Below are 24,188 nucleotides of genomic sequence, written 5' to 3' on the forward strand. Positions count from 1 at the left end.
AGAGCTCGCGAGCGGCCGGTTCATAACGAAAGAGGCCCCCGCGCCGGAGCGTGAGGGCCTGCTTCCGCAGCGGTCGCGGACGTCGCTACTTCTTCTTGCCGCCGGACTCGTCGCTGGAGAGAACGGCGATGAAGGCCTCCTGCGGGACCTCCACGGAGCCGACCATCTTCATCCGCTTCTTGCCTTCCTTCTGCTTCTCCAGCAGCTTCCGCTTACGGGAGATGTCACCGCCGTAGCACTTGGCGAGGACGTCCTTGCGGATGGCGCGGATGGTCTCGCGGGCGATGACGCGGGAGCCGATCGCGGCCTGGATCGGCACCTCGAAGGCCTGCCGCGGGATGAGCTCGCGCAGCTTGGCGACCAGGCGCACGCCGTAGGCGTAGGCGGCGTCCTTGTGCGTGACGGCGGAGAAGGCGTCGACCTTGTCGCCGTGCAGCAGGATGTCGACCTTGACCAGGCTGCCGGACTGCTCGCCGGTGGGCTCGTAGTCGAGGGAGGCGTAGCCGCGCGTCTTGGACTTCAGCTGGTCGAAGAAGTCGAAGACGATCTCCGCGAGGGGGAGGGTGTAGCGGATCTCGACCCGGTCCTCGGAGAGGTAGTCCATGCCGAGGAGGGTGCCCCGGCGGGTCTGGCAGAGCTCCATGATCGCGCCGATGAACTCGCTGGGCGCGAGGATCGTGGCCCGCACGATCGGCTCGAACACGTCCGAGATCTTGCCCTCGGGGAACTCGCTCGGGTTGGTGACGGTGACTTCCTTGCCGTCCTCCAGGACCACCCGGTAGACCACGTTGGGCGCGGTGGCGATCAGGTCGAGGCCGAACTCGCGCTCGAGGCGCTCGCGGACCACGTCCAGGTGCAGCAGGCCGAGGAAGCCGACGCGGAAGCCGAAGCCGAGCGCCGCCGAGGTCTCCGGCTCGTAGACGAGCGCGGCGTCGTTGAGCTGGAGCTTGTCCAGGGCCTCGCGCAGGTCCGGGTAGTCCGAGCCGTCGAGCGGGTAGAGGCCCGAGAAGACCATCGGCCGCGGGTCCTTGTAGCCGCCGAGGGCTTCGGTCGCACCGTTGTGCAGGCTGGTGATGGTGTCACCGACCTTGGACTGACGGACGTCCTTCACGCCGGTGATGATGTAGCCCACCTCGCCGACGCCGATGCCGTCGGCCGGGGTCATCTCGGGCGAGGAGACTCCGATCTCCAGCAGCTCGTGGGTGGCGCCGGTGGACATCATCCGGATGCGCTCGCGCTTGCTGAGCTGGCCGTCGACCACACGGACGTAGGTGACCACGCCGCGGTACGAGTCGTACACCGAGTCGAAGATCATGGCGCGGGCCGGGGCGTCCTTGACGCCGACCGGGGCCGGGACCGTGGCGACGACCTTGTCGAGCAGCGCCTCCACGCCGAGACCGGTCTTCGCCGAGACGCGCAGGACGTCCTCGGGCTGGCAGCCGACCAGGTTCGCGAGCTCCTCGGCGAACTTCTCCGGCTGGGCGGCCGGCAGGTCGATCTTGTTCAGCACGGGAACGATCGCGAGGTCGTTCTCCATCGCCAGGTACAGGTTGGCGAGGGTCTGCGCCTCGATGCCCTGGGCGGCGTCCACCAGCAGGATCGTGCCCTCGCAGGCGGCGAGGGAACGCGAGACCTCGTACGTGAAGTCGACGTGCCCGGGGGTGTCGATCATGTTGAGGATGTGGGTGCTGCCCTGCGCCTCGCCCGTGGTGGGCGCCCAGGGCAGTCGGACCGCCTGGGACTTGATCGTGATGCCGCGCTCACGCTCGATGTCCATGCGGTCGAGGTACTGGGCGCGCATCTGCCGCTGGTCGACCACGCCGGTGAGCTGGAGCATCCGGTCGGCAAGGGTCGACTTGCCGTGGTCGATGTGCGCGATGATGCAGAAGTTGCGGATCAGCGCCGGGTCGGTACGGCTCGGCTCGGGCACGTGGCTGGGGATGGCGGGCACGCAGTGTCCTGATTCTCGGGTCTCAGTCGGGGGCGCGATCGATCCTGGTCGGATCATTGGGATCTCTACGCTGCCTCCCATGGTCCCATGGACCGGGCAGTGCGCTCGGTTTGGGCTGCCCCGAGCGTGCCTGGTAGCCTGGGCAGCTGTGTCTCGTATGCCCTCTCAGCTGTCGAGGCACGATCCGAAGAACAAAACTCTGAACCTGAAAAGGCTCTTTCGTGGCGAACATCAAGTCCCAGATCAAGCGGAACAAGACGAACGAGAAGGCGCGCCTGCGCAACAAGGCCGTCAAGTCCTCGCTCAAGACCGCGATCCGCAAGGCCCGCGAGGCCGTCGTCGCCGGTGACGTCGAGAAGGCCACCGTGGCTTCCCGCGCCGCCGCGCGTGCGCTCGACAAGGCTGTCTCGAAGGGTGTCATCCACAAGAACGCCGCCGCCAACAAGAAGTCGGCGCTGGCCTCCAAGGTTGCCTCCCTGCAGGGCTGAGCTCCCTGATGTGATCGCCGGAAGGGACCCAGCGGGCCCTCTCTCCCGCTCCTGACCGGCACCCCGCTCCGCACACGAAGCGTTCGCCACGCGGGTGCGGCGCAACCAGAAGTAACCGAAGGCCCCGGCCACCACCCTTCCCCAGGGCGGCGGCCGGGGCCTTCGTGCCGCCCGGCGCACCTCACCGGGGCTGCTCAGTCGCAGAGGTGCTGGGGCGGTACGCGCTGCGGCAGCGGCCGGCGCCAGTCGCCCTCGCGGGCGACGAGGATCCGGCGGGCCAGGGTGCGCACCTCGTTCCAGGCCGGCTCGGCGGCCAGCGACTCGGCCCACAGGCCGGTGCGGCCGAGGACACCCGCCTCGTCGAGGAGCCGGCCGACGGCCCGGAGGTCCCGCAGGGCCTCGGGGGCGAGGCTCCCCCGCTGCGCCATCCCCTCGGCCAGGTGGAGGACGAAGCGGACATCGTCGGCGACGGGAGCGTTCTTCACCCCGTGCTCATCGGCCCAGGTCAGCTGGGCCTCGGCATCGGCGGCGAGGACAGCCAGCAGCCTCGCGACCCACCTCTGCCAGTAGTCGGCATCGTCGCTCACGGGGATGTCCGCTACCGGCGCTGCGGACGGGCGGCGCGGGCCACGGCCACGACGGCCTTCTCCAGGGCGTACTCCGGATCGTCGCCGCCGCCCTTGACCCCCGCGTCGGCGGCGGCCACGGCGCGCAGGGCGTCCGCGACGCCGTCCGCCGACCAGCCGCGCATCTGCTGGCGTACCCGGTCGATCTTCCACGGCGGCATGCCGAGGTCCCGGGCGAGGTCGCCGGGGCGGGCCCCGCGCGGAGCGGAGGCCAGCTTGCCGATCGCCCGCACGGCCTGGGCCAGGGCGCTGGTGATCAGGACCGGCGCCACCCCGGTGGACAGCGACCAGCGCAGGGCTTCGAGTGCCTCCGCCGCCCGGCCCTCGACCGCGCGGTCGGCGACGGTGAAGCTCGAGGCCTCGGCCCGGCCCGTGTAGTAGCGGCCGACCACGGCCTCGTCGATGGTGCCCTCGACGTCCGCGCACAGCTGCGCAGCCGCGCTCGCCAGCTCCCGCAGGTCGCTGCCGATCGCGTCGACCAGGCTCTGGCACGCCTCTGGGGTCGCCGACCGGCCCAGCGTGCGGAATTCACCCCGTACGAAGGACAGCCGGTCCGCCGGCTTCGTCATCTTCGGGCAGGCGACCTCCCGGGCGCCCGCCTTGCGCGCCGCGTCCAGCAGCCCCTTGCCCTTGGCGCCGCCCGCGTGGAGGAGCACGAGGATGATCTCCTCGTAGGGCGCGTCGAGGTACGCCTTGACCTCCTTGACCGTATCGGCGGACAGGTCCTGGGCGCCGCGCACGATCAGGACCTTGCGCTCGGAGAAGAGCGACGGACTGGTCAGCTCGGCCAGCGTGCCGGGCTGGAGCTGCTCGGAGGAGAGGTCGCGGACGTCCGTGTCGGAGTCGGCGGCGCGGGCGGCCGCCACCACCTCCCGCACGGCACGGTCGAGCAGCAGGTCCTCCTGCCCCACCGCGAGGGTGAGCGGGGCGAGCGGATCGTCGGTGGAGTTCTTCCTGGTGGCCATCGGCTCCAGCATCCCACGCCGCACTGACAGCCCCCGGCCCGGCGGGCCCCCCGGCCCGATACGTGAGAATGATCGCGTGAACGTGCGACATGTACTCGTCCTGCCCGACCGCGACGCCGCCGAGGAGGTGGCGCAGGAGGCCGTGGACCGCTTCGGCCTCCCGGAGGAACCGCAGCTGGTCCGCGACGCCCTGGCCGGCGAGGACGACGCCGAGGACGCCCAGTGGCTGGTGGTCGTCGAGGACCCGCGGGAACGGCTCGACACCGCCGTGCTGGACGCCCTCGCCGCCGAGTACGAGGGCTGGCTGGAAGCCCCGTAGGGGTCCGGCCCGGCTCAGGCCTTGTGGACGATCTGCACGTCCAGCGTCACTTCCACGCTCGAACCGATCGCCGCGATGCCCTGCGCCAGCACCGACTGCCAGTTCAGGCCGAAGTCCTCGCGGTGCAGTTCGGCCGTGGCCCGGCAGGCGGCGCGCGGCTCGCCCTCCAGGCCGGTGCCCAGGCCCAGGTACTGGGTGTCCAGGGTGACGGACCGGCCGATCCCGTGGAGGGTGAGGGCGCCCGCGACGGCCCAGTGGCTGCCGCTGCGGTGGATGAACCGTTCGCTGTAGAACTCCACCGTCGGATACCGGGCGGCGTCCAGGAAGTCCCCGGACCTCAGGTGGTCGTCGCGCAGCCGCACCCCGGTGTCGATGCTCGCCGCATCGATGATCACGTGCATGGAGGAGTCCTCCATGCGGTCGGCTATCCGTACCGCGCCGGCGAACGTGTTGAACCGGCCGCCGATCCGCGCGAAACCGATGTGCCGGGCCGTGAACGCGAGGGACGAGTGCGTCGGGTCGAGCTCCCAGTGGCCGGGCTGCGGCAGCAGCGGCGGCTCCACCGCGTCGAGGATGATCTCCCCGGTCCCGGGCTGCGCCGGGTCCCCCACCAGCGTCGCCCCGTGGAACGGCGCGTACCCCTCGGCGCTGACGGAGAGCCGGTACTCGCCCTCCGGCAGGGCCACCGTGAACCCGCCGTACGGGTCGGTCACGCCGCTTACGATCCGGCGCCCGATCGGATCGGTCACCTCGAACGCGGCCTGCCGGACCGGCTGGTGGACGGTATCGAGAACCCGGCAGCTGAGCAGACCCGCCGTCGGTGGCAGTGTCAGTGTCGCGGATGTGTGCGGGCTGGAACTTCCGGCCGTCTCCATCCCCCGTCGGCGACCGAACATGGCTGATGCACCCCCGTGCTGTGTGGACTAGGACCGTTCTGGCGAAAACGCATTCGATCATGCTGTCGGGTTGTGGGCAAACAGAAGCGCTGTGCCCGGTATGCCCGTGTCGCCCCCGCCGTCGCCCGGCCGGGAACACCCGCATCCCGGCGCCGGCGCCGGACACCGCGATCGACCCGTCGGTGTCGGTCCGCAGTACGGCCGCCCCCGAGGCCCGCAGCCGGGCGAGCGTACCGGGTGCGGGGTGCCCGTAGCGATTGGCCGCGCCGACCGGGACGACGGCGACCCGGGCCCGGATCCGCGCGTACAGCCCCGGGTCCTGGTGCGCGGAGCCGTGGTGCGCGACCTTGACCACGTCCACCGGGTCCAGCCGGGGATGCTCCCTCAAGAGGGCCCGCTGCGCGGGCGGTTCGAGGTCGCCGAGCAGGAGCAGGGTCAGCCCCGCGCCCCTGACCAGCAGGGCGACGCTCGCGTCGTTGGGCCCCTCCGGCGGCGGACCGGCCGCCGGCGGCCACAGCACCTCCCATTCCAGCGGTCCGGCCCGGCGCCGCTCCCCCGCCACCGCCCGTACGACGGGCACCCCCGCGGCGGCCGCGGTCCGGTGCACCAACTGCGCCTGGCCCGGCGGCTCTTCCAGCGCCGTGGTCTGAATCACACCCACCGACCGGCCGCGCAGCACCCCGGAGAGGCCCCCCACGTGGTCGGCGTGAAAGTGCGTCAGCAGCAGCATCGGCACCCGGTGCACGCCCAGGGCCCGCAAGCAGGCGTCCACCGGGCCGGGGTCCGGCCCCGCGTCCACGACCAGGGCCTCGCCCGGGCCGAGGGCGAGCACCGCCGCGTCCCCCTGCCCCACGGCGCACTGCACGTAGCTCCAGCCGGGCGGGGGCCAGCCCGTGAGGGTACGGGTGAGCTGCGGCGGCCTCAGTACGGCCAGGAGCAGCAGCACCGCCAGTGCGGAGCAGACCCACCGCCGCCGGGCGAGACGCGCTCCGAGGAGTACGAGGACCGCCGTGGCGGCGGCCAGCAGCAGCCCTCCGGCGAGCCCGCCCGGCCAGGCCAGCTCCGCCCCCGGCAGCCGCGCCCCGCCCCGGGCCACGGCGGCGATCCACCCGGCGGGCACCCCCGCGCACCAGGCGAGCAGTCTTGCGGCGTCCATCCACACCGGGGCCACGGCGAGCGCCGCGAAGCCCAGCACCGTCGCCGGACCGGCCGCCAGCTCGGCCAGCAGGTTGCACGGCACCGCCACGAGGCTGACCCGGGCGGACAGCACCGCGACCACGGGCGCGCACACCGCCTGGGCGGCCGCGGCGGCTCCCAGCGCCTCGGCGAACCTCGGCCGCATCCCGCGCCGCCGCAGGGCCGCGCTCCACCGGGGCGCGAGGGTGAGCAGTGCGCCCGTGGCCAGGACCGACAGCAGGAACCCGAAACTGCGGGCCAGCCAGGGGTCGTAGAGGACCAGCAGCAGTACGGCGGCGCCCAGGGCCGGGATCAGGGACCTGCGTCGCCCGGTGGCGAGGGCCAGCAGGGTGACCGCCCCGCAGGCCGCGGCCCGCAGCACGCTCGGCTCCGGCCGGCACACCACCACGAACGCCAGCGTCAGGGCCGCCCCGCACAGGGCGGTGGCCCGCAGCGAGAGCCCCAGCCGGGGCGCCAGTCCGCGCCGCTCGGCCTGCTGAGCCCGCGCCGGGGGCCCGATGAGCAGGAACAGCACCACGGTCAGGTTGGACCCGGACACGGCCAGCAGGTGCAGCAGGTCGGTGGCCTTGAACGCCTCGTGCAGATCGGGCGGCACCCTGGACGTGTCCCCGACGACCAGCCCCGGCAGCAGGGCCCGGGCGTCCGGTGCGAGCCCCTCGGTGGCCTCGCGCAGCCCGGCCCGCAGCCGCCCGGCGAACCGCTGCGCGGAGTCCGGGCCGCCCGTCACCGCGGGCGGGGTGTCGCCGGACGGCCTCAGCAGGGCCACGGCCCGCTCGCCGCCCCGCGCCGGGGCCAGCCGGGCGACGACCTCCACCCGGGTGGAGGGCAGCAGCCGGGCCCATCCCGGGTGCCCGGCCAGCACCCGGACCGGGGTCTCCACCCGGGTCCGCGCCCCGTCGGGCCCGGTCACCCCCGTCAGCACCGCGTCCAGCACCACCACCGGCCGCCCGCTCCCCGCGCCGCCGCCGGCGAGCCGCGGATCGGAACCGACGGTGAGCTCCGCCAGGACCCGGGCGTGCTCCCGGGCCAGTCCCACCACCGGCCCGGCCCGCGCCTCGGCCCGCTGGAGCCCGGCCACCCCGGCTCCCGCGCAGGCGCACAGCAGGGCTACGGCCAGGGCCGGCGCGGCCCTCCACCGGGGCCCCGGGCGCCGGCGGCCGGCCAGGAGCAGCAGCCCCGCTCCGGCCGCCCCCAGGCCCACGCCGATCGCGGCCGGTCCCGCGGGGGCGTCCAGGGCGAGGGCGGCCGCCGCCCAGGCGGCCAGGGCCGGCGCGGCGAGGCGGAGGTCCGCCGGCCCCGCGCCCTCGCGGCCGTTCACGGCCGCACCAGCGTGCGCAGGTCGGCGAAACGCCGCTCGCCGATGCCGTTGACCTGGCGGAGCTCCTCCACGGAGCGGAAGCCGCCGCGGGCGGTGCGGAAGTCCACGATGTGCTGCGCCAGTACCGGTCCGACCCCCGGCAGCCCGTCGAGCTGCTCGACGGTGGCCGAGCCGAGGCTCAGCGGGCCCGCCCCGGGCCCGCCACCACCCCCGCCCCCGCCCCCGGGCGAAGGCGGCGCCGGGGCTCCGACCAGCACCTGCTCGCCGTCCACCAGAACCCGGGCCCGGTTCAGCCCGGTGGTGTCCGTGCCGGGCCGCACCCCGCCCGCGGCGGCCAGCGCGTCCTCGACCCGCGAACCGGCGGGCAGCCTGCGCACACCCGGATCCCGGACCTTGCCGCCGATGTCGACGACGATCCGCGCGGGGCCGCCGCCTGCCGCGGCCGGAGCCGTGCCCGCCGCGGGCGCCGCGGCCGGGGCAGCCGGGGCGATCACCGCCGGCGCGGTCACCGGCCGGGGCCGGGCGGACCAGAACTGCTGGGCGGCGAAGCCGACCGCGACGGCCAGCACCACCCCGACGGCGGCCACCGTGCGCGGCTCGACCCCGCAGCGCGCCTGGAACCACACCGGCAGCCGCTCCCGCAGCGCGAGCCCGCGCACGGTCCCGGAGGACAGCTCCGCCACGGGCGCCGGCGCGGGCCCGGGCTCAGCCTCGGGCGGGGGCCCGGATGCCACCTCGGGCGGGGGCCCGGATGCCGGCTCGGGTGGAGGCTGTGCCGACGCGCTGCCGCGGAGGAGGGCTTCGGCCCGGCGGTGTACGGCTTCCGGGTCCGGTTGCGGGGCGCGGCGGACGGCGCGGCCGCGGCGGTGCCGCAGGCGGCTGTCGGAGAGACGGGTTCGGCCCGGGCCGCTGGTGGCGCCCGACGGATACGGAGTACGCGTGTGAAGAGTCATGCCACGACGGTAGGGACGAATCCCGGACCCCGTCCGGAGGCCTCAATTCCGGTGGATGGCCGCCCCGTTGTGGACAACCGCGCCACTCGTTCCGGTGACCCGCCCGGCCTCGGCCCTCCAGGCCGTCTCCTTCGGAGAGACGGCCTAACGCGGTGAGACGACCGCCGCCAGCAGTCCCGGCCCGGTGTGCGCGCCGATCACCGCGCCGACCTCGCTGACGTGCAGTTCGACCAGCCCCGGGATGCGTTCGCGCAGCCGCTGCGCGAGCTTCTCGGCCCGCTCCGGCGCCGCCAGGTGGTGCACGGCGACATCGACGCTGCCCGCCCCCGCGCGCTCCACGGCCAGCTCTTCCAGGCGGGCGATGGCCTTGGACGCCGTACGCACCTTCTCCAGCATCTCGATCCGTCCGCCGTCCAGGGTCAGCAGCGGCTTCACGGCCAGCGCCGAGCCGAGGAGCGCCTGGGCGGCGCCGATCCGTCCGCCTCGGCGCAGGTAGTCGAGGGTGTCGACGTAGAAGTACGCCGACATGTCCGCCGCCCGCTTCTCCGCGGCGGCCACCGCGTCGTCGACGGAGCCGCCCGCCTCGGCCACTTCGGCGGCGGCGAGCGCGCAGAAGCCGAGGGCCATCGCGACCATGCCGGTGTCCACGACGCGCACCGGCACGGGCGCGGTCCGCGCGGCGACCACGGCGGCGTCGTACGTACCGGAGAACTCCGCGGACAGGTGCAGGCTCACGATGCCCGTCGCACCGGCGTCCGCGGCCGCCCGGTAGGCCCGGACGAACTCCTCCGGGCTGGGCCGCGAGGTGGTGACCGAGCGGCGCTTCTGCAGCGCCAGGGCGAGGCTGCGCGCCGAGATCTCGGTGCCCTCCTCCAGGGCTTCGCCGCCGAGGACCACGGTGAGCGGGACGGAGGTGATTCCGTGCCGCGCCATGGCCGGTTGGGGCAGGTAGGCCGTGGAATCGGTGACGATGGCGACATGGCGGGACATGAGCCGGAGGTTACCGCCAGTGGGGGCCGTACGGCAGCCTGGGCCCGCTGCGGGGCCACCGGCGGACGCCACACGGCGAAGCCCGGGCCACCGGCGGAAGCCGTCCCGGGGCCCGGCAGCGGGCAGAGCCTACGGCACCCCGGTCACGGCATCCGCCCCACGGGGCATCCGATCGCGATCAGGTCGTGCTCTCCGGCCGACGCGCCTTCTGCCACGGGTACTCGGGCGCCGGAGCGGCCTGGCTCAGGGCCGCCGGCCCCGGCCCATGCGCCGGAGCCGCCGGAGCCGCACCCGCACCCGCACCCTGCGCCGCGTCCCACGCCGCGGCCGCCGCCGCCAGGTCGTCCACCGGCTCGCGCGACCAGTCGCGCAGCGCCCCGGACTCCATCTCGATCTGCTCCGACAGCGTGGACAGGTCGTCCTCCGCGAAGCGCCGGGCGCGGTCCCGGGCCGCCCAGCGCAGCGAGTCCGCGGACTCCACGATCCTGGCCGTGCGCTCCCTCAGCTCCGGAAGGAGCTCCGCGGTCCGCTGCCGGTCCGGCTCCTGCTCCAGCCGCTTCAGCTCCGCGTCCAGTTCCCGGCCGTGCGCGCTCAGCCGCTGGAACAGCCCGAGGGACTCCTTCAGCGATGCGTCCGACCGGGCCCCCTCGGACAGCGCCTGCTCCGTGGCCCGCATCGAGGTCCGCAGGTCCAGCCGCAGCTGCGCCAGCGCCCCCACCACACCGACCTGGCCGAAGCTCTTGGCCCGCAGAGTGGTGTCCTCCACCGTCCGCCGGGCCTGGACGACCGTGCGCTCCACGCCCCGCTTGGCCGCACCCACCGCCTTGACCGTGACGTACGCACCGAGGCCGACGAAAGCCAGCAACATCAGCGCGAAGATGATCAACGCGGCCTCCATGGTGGCCCCTTTCCCCAGGCGTCAGCTCTTCCCCTCCACCGTAAACGCCACGGGCAGGCCAGGGGTTCCAATCGAACCCCCAACCTGCCCGTACGGGATCTCCCCTATGGGGAACGGGTGACCTCGTGTGACGTCGTATGACTTCGTACGACGTCAGACGACGTCAGACGACGCCACTCGACGTCAGATGACGATGTTCACCAGCTTCGGCGCGCGCACGATCACCTTGCGGATCTCGGCGCCGCCCAGGGCCGCGACCACACCCGCATCGGTGACCGCCAGCTTCTCCAGCTCCGCCTCCGAGATCGTCGGCGGAACCTCCAGACGCGCCTTGACCTTGCCCTTGACCTGCACCACGCACGTCACGCTCTCGTCCACGACGTACGCCGGGTCGGCGACCGGGAAGGCCTGGTGGACCACCGAGTCGGTGTGGCCCAGACGGTGCCACAGCTCCTCCGCGATGTGCGGGGCCAGCGGGGCGACCAGCCGCACCAGGGCCTCGGCCACGGACCGCTCCAGCGGCCGGCCCGCCTTCGTCAGGGCGTTGTTCAGCTCGGTGATCTTCGCGATGGCGGTGTTGAAGCGCAGCCCGGCCAGGTCCGCGCCGGCCCCGTCGATCGCCTTGTGCAGGGCGCGCAGCGTGTCCTCGCCCGGCTCCCCGTCCACGACGGTGACCTGGCCGGTCTCCTCGTCGACGACGTTGCGCCACAGGCGCTGCAGCAGCCGGTACTGGCCCACCACGGCCCGGGTGTCCCAGGGGCGCGAGACGTCCAGCGGACCCATCGCCATCTCGTACAGGCGCAGGGTGTCCGCGCCGTACTCCTCGCAGATCTCGTCCGGCGTGACGGCGTTCTTCAGGGACTTGCCCATCTTGCCGTGCTCGCGCCCGACCCGCTTGCCCTCGAAGTACCAGGCCCCGTCCCGCTCCTCGACCTCGGCCGCCGGGACGTACACACCGCGCTCGTCGGTGTAGGCGTACGCCTGGATCATGCCCTGGTTGAACAGCTTGTGGAACGGCTCTGCCGACGAGACGTGGCCCAGGTCGAACAGCACCTTCGACCAGAAGCGCGCGTACAGCAGGTGCAGCACCGCGTGCTCGGCGCCGCCCACGTACAGGTCGACACCGCCGTGCGGAGCGCCCTCGCGCGGACCCATCCAGTACTGCTCGATCTCGGGGTCCACCAGCGCCGACGCGTTGTGCGGGTCCAGGTAGCGCAGCTCGTACCAGCAGGAACCGGCCCAGTTGGGCATGGTGTTGGTCTCGCGGCGGTAGGAGCGGACACCGCGCCCGTCGCCCAGGTCCAGCTCGACGTTGACCCACTCGCCGTTGCGGGACAGCGGGGTCTCCGGCTTGGAGGCGGCGTCGTCCGGCTCGAAGGTGCGCGGCGAGTAGTCCTCGACCTCCGGCAGCTCCAGCGGCAGCATCGACGCGGGCAGCGGGTGCGCGACGCCGTCCTCGTCGTAGACGATCGGGAAGGGCTCGCCCCAGTAGCGCTGGCGGCTGAACAGCCAGTCGCGCAGCCGGAAGCTGACGGTGCCCTCGCCGATGCCTCGCTCGGTCAGCCAGTCGGTGATCACGGCCTTGGCCTCGACCACGCCCAGGCCGTCCAGGGAGATGCCCTCGCCGGAGGAGTTGACCAGCTCGGCGTCGTACGAGCCGAAGGCGTCGTCCCACGTCGAGGGGTCGGTGCCGCGCTCGTCCGACGGCTGGACGACGCAGCGCATCGGCAGCTCGAAGGCGCGCGCGAACTCGAAGTCGCGGCCGTCGTGCGCCGGAACGGCCATGACCGCGCCGGTGCCGTAGCCCATCAGCACGTAGTCGGCGATGAAGACCGGGATCAGCTCGCCGCTGACCGGGTTGACCGCGTACTCACCGGTGAAGACACCGGTCTTGTCCTTGGCCTCGGCCTGCCGGTCCACGTCGGACTTCGAGGCGGCCTGCTTGCGGTACGCGGTGACGGCCTCGGCCGGGGTGGCGTGTCCGCCGGTCCACACCTCGTGGGTGCCCTCGGGCCAGGCGGCCGGGATGAACTTCTCGACCAGCGGGTGCTCGGGCGCCAGCACCATGTACGTGGCGCCGAACAGGGTGTCCGGGCGGGTGGTGAAGACGGTGATCGCCTCGTCGCCCAGCGGGAAGTCGACGCGCACGCCCTCGCTGCGGCCGATCCAGTTCCGCTGCTGCAGCTTGATGGCCTCGGGCCAGTCCAGCGCGTCCAGGTCGTCGATCAGCCGGTCGGCGTACGCGGTGATCCGCATGTTCCACTGGCTCAGCCGGGACTTGAAGACCGGGAAGTTGCCGCGCTCGGAGCGGCCGTCCGCGGTGACCTCCTCGTTGGCCAGTACGGTGCCCAGCCCGGGGCACCAGTTGACGGGCGCGTCCGAGGAGTACGCCAGCCGGTACTCGTTCAGTACGTCGGCCCGCTCGCCCGCGGTCAGCCCGGCCCAGGCGCGGCCGCCGGGAACCTCGCGGGAGCCGCCCTCGAACTCGGCGACCAGCTCGTCGACCGGCCGGGCCTTCTTCGCGTCCGCGTCGTACCAGGAGTTGTAGATCTGCAGGAAGATCCACTGGGTCCACTTGTAGTAGTCCGGGTCGATCGTCGCGAAGGACCGGCGCTTGTCGTGGCCCAGGCCCAGCCGGCGCAGCTGGACCTTCATGTTCTCGATGTTCGCCTCGGTCGACACCCGGGGGTGCGTGCCGGTCTGCACGGCGTACTGCTCGGCCGGCAGGCCGAAGGCGTCGAAGCCCAGGGTGTGCAGGACGTTGTGCCCGGTCATCCGCTGGTGGCGGGCGAAGACGTCGGTGGCGATGTACCCGAGGGGGTGGCCGACGTGCAGCCCCGCGCCCGACGGGTACGGGAACATGTCCATGATGAACTTCGTGGGCCGCGCGACCACGGCGGGGTCACCGGCCAGGTCACCGGTCGGGTTCGGGGCCTCGTACGTGCCCTGCGCGTCCCAGACGTCCTGCCAGCGTGCCTCGATGTCGGCGGCCATGGCGGCCGTGTAACGGTGCCCCTCGGCCGCCTCGGGGGCCGGGGTGTTCGTCTCGCTCATGATTTCTGAAGCTCCATCGATCGTCTCTGCCGTCTCTGCCTGCCCAAACGAAAAAACCCCTCGCACAGGAGGGGGCGCCGCGCCGATGCCGACCGTCATCGTCGAAACGACGGGGTCGGTACTGATCAGCGCGGCTCGGTAAGCAGAAGGCGTACGGCACGCATGGCGTCAGAGTACCGCAGCGCCCGCAGCCGCCGCCCGGTCCGTCCGCGCCCCGGACGGACCGGCCACGGGCCCGGTAGCGGAGCGCCCGCTACCGGCAGCGCGGCCGCGGCGGGCCTCAGCGGCGGCCGTCCAGGGCCCAGCGCGGCCCCGCGGGCGTGTCCTCCAGCTCCACCCCGGCGGCCGCGAGCCGGTCGCGGATGCGGTCCGCGGCGGCGTAGTCGCGCGCTGCCCGGGCCAGCCGCCGCTCCTCCAGGGCCAGCTCGACCAGCGCGCCGACCGTGCCGCCGTGGCCCGGGGAGCCGGCCGGGTCCGCGTCCCGGCCCGCCGCCCAGTGCGGGTCGAGCGGGTCGAGGCCGAGGACCCCCAGCATGGCCCGCACCTCGCCCAGCAGGCGGACGACCTGCTCCTTGTCGTCGGCGGCGAGGGCCGCGTTGCCCTCCCGTACCCGCTGGTGCACCACGGCGGTGGCCTGCGGCACGCCGAGGTCGTCGTCGAGAGCGGCGGTGAACGGGCCGGGGAGAGCGGACGGGCCGGGGAGGCCGGACGGCCGCGCCCCCGCTTCCCGCGCGAGCGGCCCGGCGTACTCGTGCGCCCTCAGCACGAACTGCTCGATCCGGCCGTAGGCGCTCGCCGCCTCCTCCAGCGCCGCCGGGCCGTACTCGATGGCCGAGCGGTAGTGCGGGGTGCCGAGGTAGTAGCGGAGCACCACCGGGCGGCAGGTGGCGAGGATCGCGGACACCAGCAGCGAGTTGCCCAGCGATTTGGACATCTTCTCGCCGCCCGTGGTCACCCAGGCGTTGTGCATCCAGTAGCGGGCGAACCCGCAGCCGGCGGCCGCGGACTGGGCGCGTTCGTTCTCGTGGTGCGGGAAGAGCAGGTCGATGCCGCCGCCGTGGATGTCGAAGCTGTCCCCCAGGTACCGGCGGGCCATCGCGGAGCACTCCAGGTGCCAGCCGGGCCGGCCCGGGCCCCAGGGCGTCTCCCAGGACGGCTCTCCGGGTTTGGCCGCCTTCCACAGGGCGAAGTCGCGCGGGTCCCGCTTGGCGTCCCCGCCGCCCGGCACCCGGCCGCCGGCCCCGGCCCGGGCGGCGTCCTCGCCGACCCGGCCCGACAGCGCCCCGTAGTCGGCCAGCGAACCGACCGAGAACAGCACGTCACCGCCGGCCGCGTAGGCGTGGCCGCGGCCCACGAGCTCGCGCATCAGCGCGGTCATCTCGGGCACGTGCCCGGTGGCGCGCGGCTCGACGGTGGGCGGCAGGCAGCCGAGGGCCTGGTAGGCGGCGGTGAAGGCCCGTTCGTTGCGCTGCGCCAGCGCCCAGTGCGGGACGCCCTCGGCGGCCGCCCTCGCGAGGATCTTGTCGTCGATGTCGGTGACGTTGCGGCAGAGGGTGACCCGGTGGCCGGTGTGCGCGAGCCAGCGCGCCAGGATGTCGAAGCTCACCCCCGAGCGGACGTGCCCGATGTGCGGCGGCCCCTGCACGGTCGCCCCGCAGACGTAGAGCGACGCCTCGCCGGGGCGCACGGGGACGAACGCCCGCACGGTCCGGGTACCGGTGTCGAACAGTCGCAGTGCCATGGCTCGCTCCTTCACGCCTTCGCACGGGGGGTGGGGGGCTTGCGGTGGGCGGGCAGCTGGCGCAGGACCCGCCCCAGGACCCGGTCGGCCGGGAAGTAGCCCAGCTCGCGCGAGTCGAGGCTGACCGGGCGGTTGTCGCCGAGCAGCACCAGCCGGCCGTCCGGGACCCGGCTGCCGGGGGCACGGGCCAGGGCCGGGACCCCGACGCGCGGGATCCGGTCGCCGGGGACGGCGGCCACCCGTTTGATGAGCAGGCCGAAGTCACCGCGCCGGGCCGCACCGGGGTGTTCGGCGACGACGACCTCCCCGTTCCGGGGCGGGCCGCCGCGCCGGACGAGCACCCGGTCCCCGTCGCGGTAGGCCGGCTCCATGCTCGGACCGCGCACGGTGACCACGACGAACCGCCGGCTCAGCGCCCACCACAGGGCCGCGGCGGCGAGGACCGCGACCGAGGCCGTACGGATCCCCGTGCCGCCGGTGACCAGCGCGGCGGCCCCCGCTCCGGCCAGCGCCGGCGGCAGCGCATGCCACAGCGCCCCGGCCGCCGCCGCTCGCAAGGCGCGCCCGCGGCGCCGGGCGGCCGTCGCGGGGCGCGGCGGGCCCGCCCAGCTGGCGGGGCCGTCGCCGGTGGCCGCCGCGAGCCGGGGCCCGTACGGCTCCCCGGGCTGCTCGGGCAGCGGGTCCCCGGGCAGTACCCGCCGGCTCATCGGACCGGCTCCGTCCGCGCCGCGCGGTCCGGGGCCGCGTCCGGTGCGCCCGGGGCCGTGATCGGGGCCGCGCCCGGCGCAGTGTTCGCGGATGCCGTCGCGTCCGGCGCCGGCCGGTAGCCCTGCGCCTGGAGGGTGAAGAGCCGGGCGTACTCGCCCGCCGCGCCGAGCAGTTCGCCGTGCGTGCCCTGCTCGGCGATCCGGCCTTCCGCCAGCACCACGATCCGGTCGGCGACCCGCAGCGCGCCCAGCCGGTGCGAGATCAGCAGGCTGGTGCGCCCCTCCCGGTGCGCGGCGAGCGAGCTGTGCACCTCGTGCTCGGCGGCCGCGTCCAGGCCCGAGGAGGGCTCGTCCAGGATCATCAGGTCCCTCCGGTGCCGCAGCAGGGCCCGCGCCAGGGCGAGCCGCTGCCACTGGCCGCCGGAGAGGACGACCCCGAGTTCCGGGTCGTCCTTGTCGGACTCCGTGAAGTAGGTGCGGGTCAGCAGGGTCTCGTAGCCGCGCGGCAGTTCCGCGAGCCTGCGGTGGATGCCCGCCCGGTCGGCGGCGGCCCGGATGCGGTCCGGGTCGTCGAGAGCGGTGAGCTCGCCCAGGGCGATGTTCTCGGCGGCGGTCAGCTCGTACTCCATGTAGTCCTGGAAGACCACGCTGATCCGCTCGCGCAGCGCCTCGGGGGCGGCGTCGCGCAGGTCCACCCCGTCCCACAGGACGGCCCCGCGCGTCGGGTCGTAGAACCGGCACAACAGCTTGACCAGGGTCGACTTGCCGGCGCCGTTGAGGCCTACCAGGCCCAGCGTCGCGCCGTGCGCGATGTGCAGGGTCACACCGCGCAGCACCCACGGCTGGTCGGGGCCGTAGCGGAACCAGACGTCCCGCAACTCGATCCCGCGCCGCAGCTCGGGCAGCGGGAGCGGCCGTCGCGGCACGGGAAGGTCGGAGGGGGTGCCGAGGACGGTCAGGAAGTGCTCGAAGGAGCGCAGCGCCTGGTGGGCGCGGGCGAGGTCGGCGGCGAAGGAGGTGAGGGCCCCCTGGATGCCCGCGACCGCCGCCACGAAGATCATCACGTCGCCGACGGTGAGGCCGCCGCTCCGGGCCTGGCCCACGGCCCACACCAGGCCGGCGCCCGACAACAGGGCGGCGAGCAGGGCCAGTCCGGCCTGGACGAGGACCTCGCGCCGGTCGACGGCGGCGCGCCCCCGGTCGGAGACCCTCCGCTCGGCGGCCATCCGGCCGCGCAGGAAGGGCCCGAGCCCGAAGAGGCGTACCTCCTTGGCCGCCTGCACGGAGGTGAGCAGCTCGGCGTAGAACGCCTCGCGGCGCTCGGCGGGGCTGACGGCCCACAGGGTGTGCGCGCGGCGCCGGGACAGGTCGAGTTCGGCGAGGAGCATCGGCAGACCGGACAGCAGGACCAGTGCGGTCATCAGCGGGCTCAGCAGCAGCAGGGTGCCCAGCAGTCCGGCGCCGGTGATCAGCGAGCGGATCAGGCCGAGCGCGGCGTCGACGGTCTGGTTGGGGGCGACCCGGCTCGCCTGCTGGGAGAGCCGCAGCCGGTCCAGGAACCCGGGGTCCTCGAAGTGCCGCAGCCCCGTGAACCGTTCGACGGCGGTGAACAGCCGCTCCATGGCGAGCAGTCCGGCCCGGCGGTCGAGCCGGGCCCTCAGGTACTGGGCGACTTGCGGGAAGACCGCGGCGAGCACCCCGGTCGCGGCGAGCAGCGCCGCCGGGGCCAGCAGCCCGCCGGCCGCCGGACCGCCGGAGACGCGGTCGACGACCGTCTTGGTGAACCAGGCGGCGGCCACCGGCAGGGTTCCGGCGGCCAGGGTGAGGACGACGTACCCCGCGAGGACCCAGGGGGCGGCGGTCGCGGCCAGGGCGGTGGCGGCGAAGAGGCGCCGGCGCCGCGACGGGCGGACGGCGGGCTCGCGCCCGTCTGCGGTACGGGTGTGCCGGGAGCGGCCGCCGCGCCCCGGTTGCCGGCGCTCCCGGCGCTCCCGCCCGCTCATGCCGCGAGGGGAAGGCCGGCGGTCACGTCGACCTGGTTGTCCCGGACGACGACCCGTCCGTCGGGCTCCCGGCCGACGAGCAGCAGGGTCGGGTACGCCTTCGCCTGGAAGGCCGCGCCCACCTCGCCGTTGTAGTCCTCGCGGACGACCCGGGCGACCGGTCGCAGGGATTCGGCGAACCGGCCGCCGCCCTCGGCGCCTCCCGCGATGACGGCGAGCACCTGCCGGGGTCCGCCGGGGAAGTGCCGGGCGTACTCGGTGAACAGGGGCAGCTTCTCCTTGCACGGGGTGCAGTTCGGGGAGAAGAAGGCGACGAGGGTCTCGCCTTCGAGGTCGGCCAGCGTGAGCTCCTCGTCGTCGGCGCCGGTCACGGAGAAGTTCCCCACTTCCTCGCCGATGCCGAGGGGCACCGGGGCGTCCGCGTTCGCCTTGTCGGAGATCAGTTCGGCGTGCTCGCGCAGGCGCTTGATCACGCCGACGGTGAGCAGCAGGTCGAGGGCGGCGAGCAGCCCGACCAGGGCCACTGCGGTGATCAGGAGGGGCATGTCAGCTCCGTAGCGGGTCGAAGGTGCGCGGGACGGGCCGGGCGGGTCAGCCGGCCGCCGGCCGCAGGAGGTAGAGCAGGTCGTCGAGCAGGGTCACGAGGGCACCGAGCAGCAGTCCCGCGAAGACGGCGGCGAGCACCCCGCCGGGGTGCGGCGGCCCGGCGGCCGCGCCAGCCGTCGCGCCGGCCGTCGCACCGACGGCGAGGAGCAGGTTGCGTACGAGGTGCCGGGGGCCGAGCGGTGTGGTCGAGGCACCGAAGCACCTGCAGGGGGTGCGCGATCCGCGGCGCAGGGACCGGGCGATGGCCGCGGTGAAGGCCGTCAGGAGGACGGCCGCGAGGGCGAATCCGGTCCGGTGCGCGAGGGGGTGGGGCAGGGCGAGGAGCGGCACGATCGCCGCCTCGCCCAGGACGACGAGCGCGGCGGCCGGCCGTATCACGGTGCGGGAGAGCGGGAGCAGCTCCCGCACCGAGACGACGAATGCGGCGTAGGCACCGCGGCCGGCGGTCTTTCCGAGTACGGAGACCAGAAATACCGCCCCGATCAGGCAACGCATTCCGATGGCCAGATACAGCATGGTTCACCACCTGTGGGGTCGCCCGGGGGGCGGAATATCAGCCGGCCGTATTCATTGCCGTGCGGCTACCGCAGGAATTCAGCGGCAGTCGATGTACTGGCAGTTCTTGCCGTTGGCGTCGCAGCAGGCCTCGCACGGCCGGCCGGCGCACTGCCAGCAGGCGGGGTACTTACGGACGTAGCAGGGGGCCGCGGCCGCTTCGGTCTTCGGCGCGATCAGGGCGAGCAGGCTGTCGCCGAGGGCCTCGATCTTCTTGAACACGATGTCTCCCGTGTGTGAGGAATTGAATTTCTTCTTCCCGGAGATTCCTTTTCCCTCTCTCCGTGGTCATTACTTTCGCGGATGCGACCGCTGTCGGTCTTGTAGAAATTCAGCTTCCCGTTGCCGCGAGATAGCGGCCGAGCGTGGTGCCGGTCATGGACTTGAATTCACGGCTGAGATGCGACTGGTCGTGGAAGCCGGCGGCCGCGGCCAGTTCCGCGCCGGGTACGCCGCCGCGCAGCAGCCGCAGCGCGTTGCGCAGCCGGATGACGCGCGCGCAGCCCTTGGGGGTCAGGCCGACCTGTTCGCGGAAGCGGCGCTCGAGCTGGCTCTGGCACCAGCCGACCTCGTGGGCCAGCTGGGGGATGGAGGCGCCGCCCGCGCTCGCGTGCAGGCACCGCCAGGCCCGTACGACGGGCGGCGCGGGCGGCGGCCCCGCCGTCAGCAGCTCGGCGAGGGTCCGGTCGAGTACGGCGAACCGCGCGGGCGGGCCGGCGGCCTCGGCGAGGCGTTCGCGCAGGGCGGTGGCCCGCGGTCCGATCAGTTCGGCGAGGCCGAGCGGGGCGCGGCCCAGCAGGCCGAGCGGGAGGCCGCCGAAGAGGGTGTAGGCGCACCAGGGGGTGAGGGTCACCTCGACTCCGGCGACCGGGCCGCGGTGTTCGGCGGCCAGCCCGCTGGTCCGCATCCCGCAGGCCGCCGTGGTGTGCGGGGCGAGCGGAGCGGACCCGTCGGGCGGACCCAGCAGCAGCTCGCCCTCGGTCAGCAGCAGCAGGCTGACGGCGCCCGCGGGCACCTCCAGGTGCCGGCAGGGCGGGCCCTGGGCGCGCCGGAAGTCCCGGTAGCGCAGGACTCCGGGACGCAGCGAAGCACCGGGCCCGGCGTCGACCGATTCGCCGGGCGTGTGGGGACAGGCGGAAACGTCCACCGGGCTTCCTCCTCGGGAGGCAGTGGATGGGAAAGGGGTGGGGGGGGAGGCCGAGAGCGGCAGCGGGGCTCAGCCGCGCGGGACGCGGCTGCCGTCGACCTCGATGGCCTGCCCGGTGATGCCCCGGGCGAGCGGTGACAGCAGCAGGGCCGCTGCCGCGGCCAGGTCCTCGGCCACGGCCCGCGGGCCCGGCGTGAGGAGGTTCACGGTGATGCCGTGGGCGCGGGGGGCGTCGGCCCACTGCCGGACCTCGGCGGCGAGCAGCGCCGGTCCGGTGACCACGATGCGGCCGGTCCGGCCGCCGCGGACCATGGCGCGGGCGGTCTCGGCGACCAGAGCCGCGGCGGGCAGGGCGGCCGCGGCGTCCACGGCGAGGGCGTCGATCCGCTGGAGGTCGTCCATGACGGCGGCGACGAGGCGGCGGGGGCCGCTGTCGGCGCCGGGGGCCATCAGGTAGGGCAGGACGGTGGCGGCGCCCGGCGTGTCGTGGCGGCCCAACTCGGCGCAGATCTCGCTGACTTCGATGACCGAGGGGCCGGCGACGGCGAGCCGGGCGCCGTCCGCGGCCAGGGCCCGGCACAGCGGCCCGCCGACGGCGTGGGAGCGGGTGACCACCAGGGCGACGCGGCCGGCCGGTGCGCGGAGGGAATCAGGCATGCGCGGCGGCGCCCGGGGCGGGGGCCGGCTTCGGTGCGATGTTCCAGATGAAGTCGTCGTTGCCGGTGCCCGTACCGGTGCCCGGGCCCGCGCCCTCGGCGAGGTCGGCGAGGTCGGCGGTGTGCGCGGTGCCCGCCGCCGGGCCTTCGGCCACCTCCGCGTGCAGGGGCATGAGGACCGCCACGGCGAGCGCGGCGGTGACGGCACATCGTCCGGCGCGGAAGCTGATGCTGGGCATGGGTCCCCCTGGTGTCGTGTGACGGGCGCGGTCTCGCGCCGTGCCGGGCGGGTGCCCGGGCTGCTTCCAGCACAGCACCCGGCGGCGCCCGGCCCAAGGGCTGCCGGGCTGCAGCCGGATGCATGACACAAACCTGCCAAGCCCGTCCCGGACCGCTTGTTGTCGGAAAACCGGCTGGTGGGCCGGGCGGCCGGGGATGAGGCTGGCCTCCTGCCTACGGGGACCGGGGGCGGCCGTCCGCGGCCGCCCGCGAAGGGGGAGAGCAGATGCGGATTCGTGCGTGTCCGGCGGGCACCTGGGAGTTCACGGAGCGGCTGCCGCACCCGGCGCTGCGGCCGGGCGTCCTGGCGTACCGCGGATTCAGGCTCTCCCTGGGCCGGCCGCGCCGCCGTCTGGAGATCCCCTGTGCGGCGGTGACCGTCGTGCTGAACCTCGGGCAGCGGCCGCTGCGGGTGCGGTCCGCGACGACCGGCCAGACCCTGGTGCACTCCGCGGCCCCGCTGGTCTCGGGGCTGGTGTCCCGCCCCACCCTGGGCGAGCACGGCGGCGAACTGCACGGCGTCGAGGTGACCCTGCGGCCCTGGGCGGCGTTCCGGCTCTTCGGCGTCGAGATGCACGAGCTGGGCAACACGGTCAACGAGACCTCCGCCCTGGCCGGTCACCGCTACGAGGACCTGTGCGACGTCCTCGCCGGTACGCCCGCCTGGCAGGACCGGTTCCGGATCCTCGACGCGGCGCTGCGGCTGTGGATCCAGGCCGGCCCGGCGCCGTGCGGCCGTACCGTGTGGGCGTGGAACCGGCTCGAACGCAGCGGCGGCACGGTGCCCGTGCACACGCTGGCCGCCGAGGCCTCCTGGAGCGAGCGGCAGTTGGAGCGCCGTTTCCGGGAGCAGATCGGGCTTCCGCCGCGCACCGCGGCCCGGGTGCTGCGGATCCGCCGGGCCCTCGGATCCCTGTCGGCCGGGATGCGCCCGTCCGAGGCCGCCGCCCTGGCCGGCTTCTACGACCAGGCCCATCTGAACCGGGACTTCAAGGCGATGACCGCCCACTCCCCCTCGCGCTTCCTGGCCCTGCGCGCGTCCGACCGGCCCGGGCCCGCCGAGGTGGACCGGGTCAGCGGCGAGGTCACCAGCGCCGTACTGACGGGCTGACGGCCCGAGGTCCGAACCGCCCACCGGCGTCGGGTTCGTCCAAGACACCCGGCCCGGCGCCGTGGAACGCTACGCCGACCGCCCGCACAGCACCCCGGACGCGGGCCGCCCCCTCGGAAGGGTGACGGGTATGACGGAGACGCAGTCGGCTCTCGACGCGGATGTGCTCGCGGTCTACCGGGCCGTGCTCCTGCACCGCGAGCAGAGCCCGGACCGGCTGGCCGAGCGGCTGTCGATCTCCGAACAGCGCGTACGGGAGTCGCTCGACCGGCTGGTGGAGCTGGCGCTGCTGCGGCCCTCCTGGGACGACCCGAGCGACGTCCGCGCGGTCAGCCCCGATCTGGGCCTGGAGATGATGCTCCAGCGCGAGCAGCAGGAACTGGCCCTGCGCCAGGAACGGGTGGCCCAGACCCGGGCCGCCCTGACCCTGCTCGCCACCGAGTACGTGACGGCCGGCCGGACGGACGCGGCGAGCGGGACCGAGGTCCTGCACGGCAAGGACGAGATCCGCACCCGGCTGGAGACCCTCGCCAGCCGCTGCGACCGCGAGGTGCTCTCGCTCCAGCCGGAGGGCTCACTGACCCCCGAGGCCATCGAGGCGGGGCGGCCGCTCAACGAGCAGGCGATCCTGCGCGGCGTCCGGTTCCGCAGCATCTACCTGCACGCGATCGGCAAGGACCGCCAGGCGCTCACCTACCTGCGCTGGGCGGGCGAGCACGGCGGGGAGATCCGGCTGGCGCCCACCCTGCCCATGCGGCTGCTCATCGTGGACGGCGTGGAGGCCGTCCTCCCCGGCGATGCGCAGGCGGGCCAGCCGACGGCGCTGCTGGTGCGCAGCGCGCCGGTGGTGCGGGCGCTGCACGCGCTGTTCACCGCGTACTGGAAGAGTTCCGAGAGCCTGCAGGCGGTCGCGGAGGCCACCGGCCCGGAACCGGGCTCCCCGTCCCCGCAGGAGCGGGAGCTGCTGCGGATGCTGGCGGAGGGGGTCACGGACGCCGTGGTGGCCCGGGCGCTGGGGGTCTCGGTGCGGACCCAGCGGCGGATGGTGGCCGAGCTCTCGGCGCTCGCCGGGGCGTCCAGCCGGTTCGAGCTCGGGGTGAAGGCGGCACGGCTGGGCTGGATCTGAGCCGCCCGCCCAGCCGCCCGCCGGGACCGGCACAACGAGAAGCGGGCCACCCGATCCGGGTGGCCCGCTTCTTCACTGTGGAGCTAAGGAGAATTGAACTCCTGACCTCCTGCATGCCATGCAGGCGCTCTACCAACTGAGCTATAGCCCCTTGTCTTGCCTGCCGCCCGGCTTCCGTTTCCGGCTCTCCTTGGCGACGTCCCAAACATTACACGGTCATGGCCCTGGTCCAAAAATCGGTTTCCGTCGACCGCAGGCCATGCCCGATTTGACCTATCTCGTCACGCTCTTGCGAACTGGTAGAACCTCTTGAGCGTGCAGTGCTCGTCGAGCAGCCGGCCGTAGATCGGCTCCCCCTCCAGCTCCCGGTACGTCTCGATCGGGTCGCCTTTTATGATCAGCGCCCGCGCACATTCCTCGCACCAGTACTGGTAGTCGGGGTTGACCGGTTCCATGTCCCGCACGATCGGCGTGCCGTTGTTGCACCAGTCGCACCGCCGCCGGTGTGCACCCATCCGTCAGCGACTCCCTCCCGCATCGGGCCGTCGTCTCCCCCCTCCGGCCGTCCGATTCTGCCATGCCGGTACGCGCCAGGTCAGCAA

General features: G+C 74.1%; 22 protein-coding genes, 1 tRNA gene and 1 pseudogene. 4 read left to right on the plus strand and 20 right to left on the minus strand.

Annotation, left to right across the window (positions count from 1 at the left end; all coding sequences use genetic code 11):
• Positions 1-85: 85 nt before the first annotated feature.
• Positions 86-1,951, minus strand: a complete 1,866-nt coding sequence (lepA, locus tag ACTVZO_RS14910; protein ID WP_443298850.1) for a translation elongation factor 4 — start codon at positions 1,949-1,951, stop codon at positions 86-88.
• A gap of 221 nt (positions 1,952-2,172) precedes the next feature.
• Between lepA and rpsT the strand changes: the two genes are divergently transcribed.
• Complete coding sequence (rpsT, locus tag ACTVZO_RS14915) at positions 2,173-2,439, plus strand: 30S ribosomal protein S20 (protein ID WP_052871690.1); 267 nt, start codon at positions 2,173-2,175, stop codon at positions 2,437-2,439.
• A 194-nt stretch (positions 2,440-2,633) separates the two neighbouring features.
• Here rpsT and ACTVZO_RS14920 read toward each other — a convergent pair whose 3' ends face one another.
• A complete protein-coding gene (locus ACTVZO_RS14920; protein ID WP_443298851.1) occupies positions 2,634-3,026 on the minus strand; it encodes a hypothetical protein in 393 nt (130 codons plus the stop codon).
• An 11-nt stretch (positions 3,027-3,037) separates the two neighbouring features.
• A complete protein-coding gene (gene holA / locus ACTVZO_RS14925; RefSeq protein ID WP_443298852.1) occupies positions 3,038-4,030 on the minus strand; it encodes a DNA polymerase III subunit delta in 993 nt (330 codons plus the stop codon).
• 76 nt (positions 4,031-4,106) lie between these two features.
• Here holA and ACTVZO_RS14930 point away from each other — a divergent pair, with 76 nt between their 5' ends.
• A complete protein-coding gene (locus ACTVZO_RS14930) occupies positions 4,107-4,349 on the plus strand; it encodes a hypothetical protein (RefSeq protein ID WP_443298853.1) in 243 nt (80 codons plus the stop codon).
• A gap of 14 nt (positions 4,350-4,363) precedes the next feature.
• Here the strand turns inward: ACTVZO_RS14930 and ACTVZO_RS14935 are convergent, their stop codons facing one another.
• From ACTVZO_RS14935 to ACTVZO_RS15005, 15 genes and pseudogenes are all read right to left on the minus strand, one after another.
• The gene (locus ACTVZO_RS14935; RefSeq protein WP_443298854.1) at positions 4,364-5,245 is read right to left on the minus strand and encodes a YceI family protein; all 882 of its coding nucleotides are present in this window, start codon (positions 5,243-5,245) and stop codon (positions 4,364-4,366) included.
• Positions 5,246-5,369: 124 nt separating this feature from the next.
• A pseudogene (locus ACTVZO_RS14940) lies at positions 5,370-7,760 on the minus strand (ComEC/Rec2 family competence protein); the annotation flags it as partial.
• Positions 7,757-8,713, minus strand: a complete 957-nt coding sequence (locus tag ACTVZO_RS14945; protein ID WP_443298855.1) for a helix-hairpin-helix domain-containing protein — start codon at positions 8,711-8,713, stop codon at positions 7,757-7,759. The gene ACTVZO_RS14945 and the pseudogene ACTVZO_RS14940, both read right to left, overlap by 4 nt.
• A gap of 144 nt (positions 8,714-8,857) precedes the next feature.
• Positions 8,858-9,703, minus strand: coding sequence for a DegV family protein (locus ACTVZO_RS14950; RefSeq protein WP_443298856.1), 846 nt, complete (start codon positions 9,701-9,703; stop codon positions 8,858-8,860).
• A 178-nt stretch (positions 9,704-9,881) separates the two neighbouring features.
• Positions 9,882-10,601 carry a hypothetical protein gene (locus ACTVZO_RS14955; protein WP_443298857.1) on the minus strand — a complete coding sequence of 240 codons (720 nt, stop codon included), beginning with the start codon at positions 10,599-10,601 and terminating at the stop codon, positions 9,882-9,884.
• Between the two features lie 183 nt (positions 10,602-10,784).
• Positions 10,785-13,655 (minus strand): leucine--tRNA ligase, encoded by a 2,871-nt coding sequence (gene leuS, locus ACTVZO_RS14960; RefSeq protein ID WP_443298858.1) that lies wholly within the window; start codon positions 13,653-13,655, stop codon positions 10,785-10,787.
• A 280-nt stretch (positions 13,656-13,935) separates the two neighbouring features.
• Positions 13,936-15,396 (minus strand): cysteine--tRNA ligase, encoded by a 1,461-nt coding sequence (gene cysS, locus ACTVZO_RS14965; RefSeq protein WP_443298859.1) that lies wholly within the window; start codon positions 15,394-15,396, stop codon positions 13,936-13,938.
• Positions 15,397-15,407: 11 nt separating this feature from the next.
• Complete coding sequence (locus ACTVZO_RS14970; RefSeq protein WP_443298860.1) at positions 15,408-16,103, minus strand: S26 family signal peptidase; 696 nt, start codon at positions 16,101-16,103, stop codon at positions 15,408-15,410.
• On the minus strand, positions 16,100-18,106 hold the full coding sequence (locus tag ACTVZO_RS14975; RefSeq protein ID WP_443298861.1) for an ABC transporter ATP-binding protein: 2,007 nt from the start codon (positions 18,104-18,106) through the stop codon (positions 16,100-16,102). Before ACTVZO_RS14975 ends, ACTVZO_RS14970 begins: the two co-directional genes overlap by 4 nt.
• Positions 18,103-18,651, minus strand: coding sequence for a TlpA disulfide reductase family protein (locus tag ACTVZO_RS14980; protein ID WP_443298862.1), 549 nt, complete (start codon positions 18,649-18,651; stop codon positions 18,103-18,105). Before ACTVZO_RS14980 ends, ACTVZO_RS14975 begins: the two co-directional genes overlap by 4 nt.
• A gap of 46 nt (positions 18,652-18,697) precedes the next feature.
• Entirely contained in the window at positions 18,698-19,228 is a 531-nt protein-coding gene (locus tag ACTVZO_RS14985) for a MauE/DoxX family redox-associated membrane protein (RefSeq protein ID WP_443298863.1), read from the minus strand.
• A 78-nt stretch (positions 19,229-19,306) separates the two neighbouring features.
• Positions 19,307-19,489: a hypothetical protein gene (locus tag ACTVZO_RS14990; RefSeq protein ID WP_384215700.1), complete on the minus strand. Its 183-nt coding sequence runs from the start codon at positions 19,487-19,489 to the stop codon at positions 19,307-19,309.
• Between the two features lie 109 nt (positions 19,490-19,598).
• Entirely contained in the window at positions 19,599-20,414 is an 816-nt protein-coding gene (locus ACTVZO_RS14995; protein WP_443298864.1) for a helix-turn-helix domain-containing protein, read from the minus strand.
• Between the two features lie 69 nt (positions 20,415-20,483).
• Positions 20,484-21,071 carry a hypothetical protein gene (locus ACTVZO_RS15000; protein WP_443298865.1) on the minus strand — a complete coding sequence of 196 codons (588 nt, stop codon included), beginning with the start codon at positions 21,069-21,071 and terminating at the stop codon, positions 20,484-20,486.
• Positions 21,064-21,309: a hypothetical protein gene (locus tag ACTVZO_RS15005; RefSeq protein WP_443298866.1), complete on the minus strand. Its 246-nt coding sequence runs from the start codon at positions 21,307-21,309 to the stop codon at positions 21,064-21,066. Before ACTVZO_RS15005 ends, ACTVZO_RS15000 begins: the two co-directional genes overlap by 8 nt.
• A gap of 266 nt (positions 21,310-21,575) precedes the next feature.
• Here ACTVZO_RS15005 and ACTVZO_RS15010 point away from each other — a divergent pair, with 266 nt between their 5' ends.
• Positions 21,576-22,460 carry a helix-turn-helix domain-containing protein gene (locus ACTVZO_RS15010; protein WP_443298867.1) on the plus strand — a complete coding sequence of 295 codons (885 nt, stop codon included), beginning with the start codon at positions 21,576-21,578 and terminating at the stop codon, positions 22,458-22,460.
• Positions 22,461-22,590: 130 nt separating this feature from the next.
• Positions 22,591-23,586 (plus strand): LuxR family transcriptional regulator, encoded by a 996-nt coding sequence (locus ACTVZO_RS15015; RefSeq protein ID WP_443298868.1) that lies wholly within the window; start codon positions 22,591-22,593, stop codon positions 23,584-23,586.
• 78 nt (positions 23,587-23,664) lie between these two features.
• Here the strand turns inward: ACTVZO_RS15015 and ACTVZO_RS15020 are convergent.
• Both ACTVZO_RS15020 and ACTVZO_RS15025 read right to left on the minus strand, forming a co-directional pair.
• Positions 23,665-23,737: transfer RNA gene (locus ACTVZO_RS15020), tRNA-Ala, on the minus strand.
• A 130-nt stretch (positions 23,738-23,867) separates the two neighbouring features.
• Positions 23,868-24,101, minus strand: coding sequence for a hypothetical protein (locus ACTVZO_RS15025; protein WP_007264019.1), 234 nt, complete (start codon positions 24,099-24,101; stop codon positions 23,868-23,870).
• Positions 24,102-24,188 lie beyond the last annotated feature (87 nt).

Source organism: Streptomyces sp. IBSNAI002 (assembly GCF_052244475.1).
Taxonomy (GTDB): domain Bacteria; phylum Actinomycetota; class Actinomycetes; order Streptomycetales; family Streptomycetaceae; genus Streptomyces.